Source organism: Arthrobacter sp. Y3225116 (genome assembly GCF_059091245.1).
This window is the reverse complement of sequence record NZ_JBNHGL010000161.1, coordinates 1-6,685: the sequence shown is the minus strand read 5'-3', so window position 1 is coordinate 6,685 and position 6,685 is coordinate 1. Positions and strand designations below refer to the sequence as shown.

Sequence of the window (6,685 nt, the reverse complement as noted above, 5' to 3'; positions counted from 1 at the left end):
GGTGATCCACGCGGACATCGACCCGGCGGAGATCTCCAAGAACCGCACCGCCGACGTGCCGATCGTGGGCTCGGTCAACGAGATCATTCCGGAACTGATTACCGAGGCCGCCCTCGCCATGGGAACGGCCGACCTGGAGCGTTCCAGGGCCCTGCTGAAGACAGGAGTCATCCGATGACCACCACCCCCGGCACCACCACCCCCGCCCCGGGGGGAGCGCCGTCCGCCCCGCCCGCCCTCGCCGCGCGCGCAGCGTTGCACCTGCCCTACACCCACGTCGACGACGTCTTCATCGACGGCGCCTGGGTCCCCGCCCGCGGCACCGGGCGCAATCCCGTGACCGACCCGGCCACCGGTGACGTCTGGGGATCGGTGCCGGACGGTACCCCCGAAGACGTGGACGCCGCCGTGGCCGCGGCGCGGCGGGCCTTCGACTCCGGCCCGTGGCCCACGCTGGCGCCGTCCGAACGCGCGGCGTACCTGCTGCGGATTGCCGACGAAGTCGAGAAGCGGTCCGACGAGCTCTCGCTGACCAACACCCGCGAAAACGGTTCGCCGGTCTCCGAGTCGTCCCGGGCCGCCGGCAACGCCGCGGGAATCTTCCGATACTTCGCCACCCTGGCCGGCTATCTGGAACACGAAGACGTGCGCCCGTTCCCGCACGGCGGCGGCGAATCCGTGGTGCGTCGCGACCCGGTAGGGGTGTGCGGGCTGATCGCGCCGTGGAACTTCCCGATCAACCTCATGGTCATCAAGCTGGCGCCGGCGCTGCTGGCCGGCTGCACCGTGGTGATGAAACCGGCCTCGCCCACGCCGCTGTCCTTCCGCCTCATCGTGGACGCCGTGGCCGCCGCCGGAGTGCCGGCCGGCGTGGTCAACCTGGTCACCGGATCGGGCAGGCTCGGCGACACCCTGGTCAAGCATCCCGGCGTGGACAAGGTCGCCTTCACCGGTTCAACCCCGGTGGGGCGCAAGATCGCCGCCGCCTGCGGCGAGCTGCTGCGTCCCGTCACGCTGGAACTCGGCGGCAAGTCCAGCGCGGTGGTGCTCGAGGACGCCGACCTGGACGAGATGTCGAAGGTGCTGATCCGCTCCAGCATGCGCAACACGGGCCAGACCTGCTACATCTCCAGCCGCATCCTCGCCCCCGCCTCGCGTTATGACCAGGTGGTGGACATGGTGACGGCGACCATCGCTGCCGGCGTCCAGGGCGACCCGCTGGACCCGGCCACCGATTTCGGCCCGTCGGCCACCGAGTCGCAGTACCGGACGGTGCTCGACCACGTGGAGGCGGCCAGGGGCGAGGGAGCCCGGGCCACGACCGGCGGGCGGGCCGCGCGGCTCGACGGCGGGCTCGAGGGCGGTTACTTCGTGGAGCCCACGGTGTTTGCGGACGTGACACCGGACATGCGCATTGCCCGCGAGGAGGTCTTCGGCCCGGTCCTGGCCGTGATGAAGTACACGGACCTGGACGAAGCCGTGGCGCTGGCGAACGACACCGGTTTCGGGCTGGGCGGACTCGTGTTCGGCCAGGACCAGGACGCGGCACTCGCCGTGGCCGATCGGATGGACACCGGCTCGGTGGGGATCAACTTCTTCGCCTCCAACCACTCCGCCCCGTTTGGCGGCAGGCACGATTCGGGCCTCGGCACCGAGTACGGGATTGAGGGACTCAACGCCTACGTCAGCTACAAGTCCATCCACCGTCGCTAGGTGTGTCCGGCCGTCGCTAGGTGTTTCCGGCCAGCAGCCGGGCGTAAAGGTTCAGGTGGTCCGCCGTCATGCGTCCCGCGCTGAAGCGATCCTCGGCGGCGGCCCTGCAGGCTCTGCGGTCCAGCGCGGCGGCCTGGGGCAGGAGCCTGGCCAGCTCCCGATGGTCCGCTGCCAGATGTCCGGTGGCGCCGGGCTCGACGATTTCCGGGGCGGCGCCCCGCGGCGTGGCGACCACGGGGGTCCCGGCGGCCAGGGCCTCGATCATGACGAGGCCGAAAGGCTCGGCCCACTGGAGCGGGTTCAACAGGGCGACCGCCTCGCCCAGCAACCGGTATTTGTCGCCGCCGGAGACTTCGCCGAGGAACTCCTCATTCGGCCCGAGCATGGGTTCGATGACGTCGTGGAAGTACCGCAGTTCCTCGGGCTCGCGCATCTTGGCGCCGATTTTCAGCGGCATCCCTGACAGGCGGGAGATCCTAATGGCTTCGGCTACTCCCTTGTCCGGGCACATCCGGCCCAGGAAACAGGCGTACCCGCCCCGGCCCGTGCCCACGGGCACGGCGGCGGTATCGATCCCGTGGTGGATGACGGCGGAGACGTCGAGGCCGCTGCCGGACACCTGCTGGTGGGAGATCGCAACGAGGGCGACATGCCGTTCCGCGGCGCGGTAGATGCCGGTCAGCTGCGCGGTCAGCCCGGTGTGGATCGTCATGACCCCTGGCACCGAACCCGGCCGGTCCCGGTAGAACGGCCCGGTCAGGGTGTGGTCGTGGATGAGGTCGACGCCGTGGAGCCCCTCATAGGCCCGGATGACGTGGTGGAGCTCCGACGAATTTGTTCCCAGGGCATCCGGGTCGGACGGCTCCGTGCCCGGCACCAGGGGAACGGGGCATGTGCTGTCGGCAGCCGCGGCCAGCACCACCTCGTGCCCGGCGTCCACGAAACCGCGGGCGAGGATGTCAACGACCTGTTCGATGCCGCCGTAGCCAACCGGCGGAACCGGAAACCACGGTGGCGCGATCAGCCCGATACGCATCGTCGGCCTTTCCTCCCGGAGGAGCTCCAGCGTACGGCAGCGCAGCAGGGGTTGGCGAGGCGCGCAGGTCCGACGCCCGTGGTCCGGCGGAGCGGCGGCCGGTCACCGGCGGCGGGCGGCGCGGGCCGCAAGGGTCGGCCAAGTAGCGCATCGAGGCGGCTCAGCTGTCCCCGGCGGAGCTTTCGGACCCTTCCGTGTCCCGGCCGCTGAGCACCAGCAGCTCCGCCAGCGGCGACCGTGAACCGTGGCGCACCCTCACCTCGGGAGCCAGACCCTCCACGCTGAAAGTTTTCCCGGTGGCGGCCAGGGACACCCGGGATTTCCCGAGCAGCAGGTTGTCCGCGCGGAATGAGCCGAAGTCTGCCGGAATCTCGGGATCGAGCCACAGCTCATCCGCCGGGAGATAAGGATCCAAGCGCAGGAGCATGCGCATCAGGTGGACCGGCGAGGCGGCGGCCCAGGCCTGCGGCGAGCAGGACGTGGGGTAGGGCACCGGCACGTCGTATTCACTCCGGTCGAAACCGCAGAACAGTTCAGGCAACCGTCCGTCGAAGCGAACGGCGGCATCAAAGAGCCCGCCCGCCACCCTCCGGGCCTCCTCGACAAACCCGTAGCGCATCAACCCGCTGGCGACCAAGGTGCTGTCATGGGGCCACACGGAGCCGTTGTGGTAGCTGACCGGGTTGTAGGCGCCCATGTCCGATGCCAGTGTCCGGATCCCCCAGCCCGTGAACATCTCGGGCGACATGAGCCGGGCGGCCACTTGCGGTGCCTTGTCGTCATCGACGATGCCCGACCACAGACAATGCCCCATGTTGGAAGTGCAGGCGTCCACCGGCCGCTTCTTCCCGTCCAGGGCCACCGCGTAGTACCCCAGGTCGGGAAGCCAGAAGCGCTCGTTGAACTCCTCCTTCAGCCTTGCCGCGCGGCGCCCCCACTCGGCGGCCAGGTCCTGATCGCCGGCCGCGGCGGCCAGCAGGCCCCGGCCAATGTAGGCGCTGTAGACATACCCCTGAACCTCGCACAGGGCGATCGGCGGCTCGGCCAGCCGCCCGTCGGCGAAGTTAATGCCGTCCCAGGAATCTTTCCAGCCCTGGTTGAGCAGGCCGTGGGGAACGGCACGGTCGTACTCCACAAAACCGTCACCGTCCCGGTCCCCGAAGTTCCGGATCCAGTCCAGCGCCCGGTCCGCGTGCGGCAGCAGGGACTGCAGGACATCCCGCTCCATGCCCCAGCGGTTCAACTCCGACATCAGGACGACGAAGAGGGGAGTCGCGTCCGCCGTCCCGTAGTAGGCCGCGTGGTCGCCCAAAACTACTCCGGCCGCCACACCCAGGCGCACCTCGTGGAGAATCCGGCCGGGCTCCTCCTCTGTATCGGGATTGATTTTGGTGCCCTGCCGGGCGGCGAGCGTCTGCAGCGTCCCGCGTGCCAGCGAGGGGTCGACGGGCAGCGCCATGTAGGCGGACAGGAGCGAGTCCCGGCCGAAGAGCGCCATGAACCAGGGGGCCCCGGCGGCGACCACGGCGCGTCCTGGATGGGCGGGGTCGAAGATCCGCAACGCACCGAGGTCCTCGTGGCTTCGCCGCAGCACCGCCTCGATGTCGGTATTGGCAATGTCCAGCTGCGGCGTCGATTCCCCCCAGGCCCGGTGACGGCGTGCCGCTTCCAAGTCGGCGACGGAGCCGGTGGTGGCGAACGTCTCGGCGGGACGGTCCTGTTCCACCAAGGGAGTGACGATGACGCTCGTGGACCACTTCCCGCGCGCCGGGATGGTTGCCGCGAAGTGGAGCACGTCCTCGTTCACTGCTGCGCCGCGCCCGTGCACGAGGATGCCGCGCCGGCGGCCGCGGCGAACTACTTCGAGCTGGAGCTCATCACCGCGGGCCTGCCGGACCAGCTGGATCGCAGGCGCCGCCCGCCCGCCTTTCACGTCAAAGAGGTCGGCAAAGTCGGCTTCCACCCGCAGCTCCAGGACGCACTCCGCCGGCAGGGCCGAGTGGTTGGTCACCACCAGGTCCTCGCGCAGGCCGGCCCCGACGAGCCGTTCGCGTTCGACCACCAACTGGGAGTCGGCCAGCCCGTCCGCTCGGCGGGCCCGCCCGACGAAGAGCGCACGGTACGGCTCCAGCACGCGGGAAAGCAGGGGTTCGAGGGGAAGCCCGTTGACGGTCAGGCACCAGCCGGACAAGATCCGGGTGTCCTGGTAGAAGGCGCCCTGCGTCAGGCCGGGATACATGTCGCCTCCGGCCGAGGAGATGCAGAAGGATGAACCTTCCACCACGGTCACCGCGCCGCCGGCGCTCATCGGCCCGGCCGCGGTATCGGCGTTCCAGCCGCCGCCGGACTGCGCCTGCCCCGGTGGGGCGCCGTCTTGTTGGGGGGATGCAGGGGTGATCGATTGCTTTTCCACAGTTGACTCTCTTGAACTGCGCAGCGGAACCCTGATGCTGGAACCGGATGCCGAAGAGGCTGCTCCGGCGGCCCTCTTCAGCGGTTTCTCTTTATTTGATGTTCTGGCTGATCAGTACGTCAAGATGGCGGCCCCGGAATTCCCGTTCAACCTGCCTTTTGCCCGGACACCCCGCGCGCAGCGCCGTCATACCGCACCCGCGGTCCGTGCCCCGGGCGTGCAATGAACCCCGTAACCTGTTGTGCTGGTGGGGGAGGTTGATAGATGAAGAATTGGTTGCTCCTCGCGGGGGCGATTGTTTGCGAGGTGGCGGCGTCCCTGTCTTTGAAGGCTGCCTTGGATTCGCCGGGGATGTACGCGGTGGTGGTCGCCGGCTACGTCACGTCCTTTGCGCTCCTCGCTGCCGTCCTGCGTGCGGGCGTGCCCGTCGGGGTCGCCTACGGGATCTGGGGTGCGCTCGGCGTCGCCCTCACCGCCGTCCTGGCGGCAGTCCTGTACCAGGAACCGTTAACGGCCCTGATGGTTGCCGGCATGGCGCTCGCCGTCGCCGGAGTGGTGCTCGTGCAATGGGGAGGGCACCGGGCCTCCTCGCGCCGGGCAGAGCGGGCGGGTACCTGATGGCCTGGGTGTTCCTCGCTGCCGCGATCGTCCTGGAGGTGGCCGCCACGCTCTCGCTGCGGGCCAGCATCGACGGGCACAAGGCCTGGCTGGTGGCCGTCGTGTCGGGCTACCTCGTCGCCTTTACCTGCCTGTCCTTCGCTCTGCGCCACGGGCTGGGAATCGGGATTGCCTACGGCATCTGGACTGCCTGCGGCGTTGCCCTGACGGCGCTGGCCGGTAAGTTCCTCTTCGACGAACCGCTCACCAAGCTGATGGCGGCCGGAATCGTCTGCATCGCAGCCGGCGTGCTGCTGATCGAACTGGGCACACCCTGACGCCCTGTCCGCCACAGGGCTGCGGACGCGCCCGGTTGACCGCCGGGCCGGTGGCACGGACACAGCTAAAGTTGAGGGATGCCATCCTTCCGAGCCCAGTTGGAGATCACCGGGCTGCGGCCCGGAAACCGGCCGGAAGCGGTGATGGACGCCGCCACGGCAGCCGTCGGTTCCGCCCACGTGGTGGAGGCACACCAGTTGGACGTGGTGGCCGGCGTCCCGCGGATCACCGTCCGCTTCACCGTCGACGCCAACGCTTATGCCGTGGAGAACCGCCAGGCGCTGCAGGCCGGCGCCAACATGCGCCACGCGGTTGAAGAAGTCGCCGGCACCGCCGGCCTGGCCGTACTGCGCCGCTCGCGCGGCAAGTGGGCTCCGGTCCGCTAACGGGAACGTGCGCCGCCCCGCCGGTTCAGTCCAACGGCTCGCCCCGGCGGATGGCGAGGCGCTCGGCATGCCCCACCTGGAACCGGCGGGACATGCCGCACACGAGCACGAAGAACAGGCCGAAGCCGGCCGCCATGGCCACCGGCGCGGACGGCGGATCGCCCAGGAAACGGTCGTACAGCAGCCAGCCCAGGCCCCAGC

At 69.6% G+C, this 6,685-nt stretch carries 7 protein-coding genes; 5 read left to right on the top strand and 2 right to left on the bottom strand.

From position 1 onward, the window contains the following. Positions 1 to 174 precede the first annotated feature (174 nt). Positions 175 to 1,713 (top strand): aldehyde dehydrogenase family protein, encoded by a 1,539-nt coding sequence (locus AC5RV2_RS13115; RefSeq protein ID WP_494092688.1) that lies wholly within the window; start codon positions 175 to 177, stop codon positions 1,711 to 1,713. A gap of 16 nt (positions 1,714 to 1,729) precedes the next feature. Here the strand turns inward: AC5RV2_RS13115 and AC5RV2_RS13110 are convergent, their stop codons facing one another. Continuing rightward, complete coding sequence (locus AC5RV2_RS13110) at positions 1,730 to 2,749, bottom strand: glycosyltransferase family 4 protein (protein WP_494092687.1); 1,020 nt, start codon at positions 2,747 to 2,749, stop codon at positions 1,730 to 1,732. 160 nt (positions 2,750 to 2,909) lie between these two features. After that, positions 2,910 to 5,057, bottom strand: a complete 2,148-nt coding sequence (locus AC5RV2_RS13105; RefSeq protein ID WP_494092689.1) for an amylo-alpha-1,6-glucosidase — start codon at positions 5,055 to 5,057, stop codon at positions 2,910 to 2,912. Between AC5RV2_RS13105 and AC5RV2_RS13100 the strand changes: the two genes are divergently transcribed. From AC5RV2_RS13100 to AC5RV2_RS13085, 4 genes are all read left to right on the top strand, one after another. Next, the gene (locus tag AC5RV2_RS13100) at positions 5,008 to 5,388 is read left to right on the top strand and encodes a hypothetical protein (RefSeq protein ID WP_494092690.1); all 381 of its coding nucleotides are present in this window, start codon (positions 5,008 to 5,010) and stop codon (positions 5,386 to 5,388) included. The two genes, AC5RV2_RS13105 and AC5RV2_RS13100, sit on opposite strands and share 50 nt — an antisense overlap. 38 nt (positions 5,389 to 5,426) lie before the next feature. Further along, on the top strand, positions 5,427 to 5,780 hold the full coding sequence (locus tag AC5RV2_RS13095; RefSeq protein WP_494092686.1) for a DMT family transporter: 354 nt from the start codon (positions 5,427 to 5,429) through the stop codon (positions 5,778 to 5,780). Further along, positions 5,780 to 6,097 carry a DMT family transporter gene (locus AC5RV2_RS13090; RefSeq protein ID WP_494092685.1) on the top strand — a complete coding sequence of 106 codons (318 nt, stop codon included), beginning with the start codon at positions 5,780 to 5,782 and terminating at the stop codon, positions 6,095 to 6,097. Before AC5RV2_RS13095 ends, AC5RV2_RS13090 begins: the two co-directional genes overlap by 1 nt. Before the next feature lie 78 nt (positions 6,098 to 6,175). Beyond that, positions 6,176 to 6,484, top strand: coding sequence for a hypothetical protein (locus AC5RV2_RS13085; RefSeq protein WP_494092684.1), 309 nt, complete (start codon positions 6,176 to 6,178; stop codon positions 6,482 to 6,484). The last annotated feature ends 201 nt before the right edge of the window (positions 6,485 to 6,685 follow it).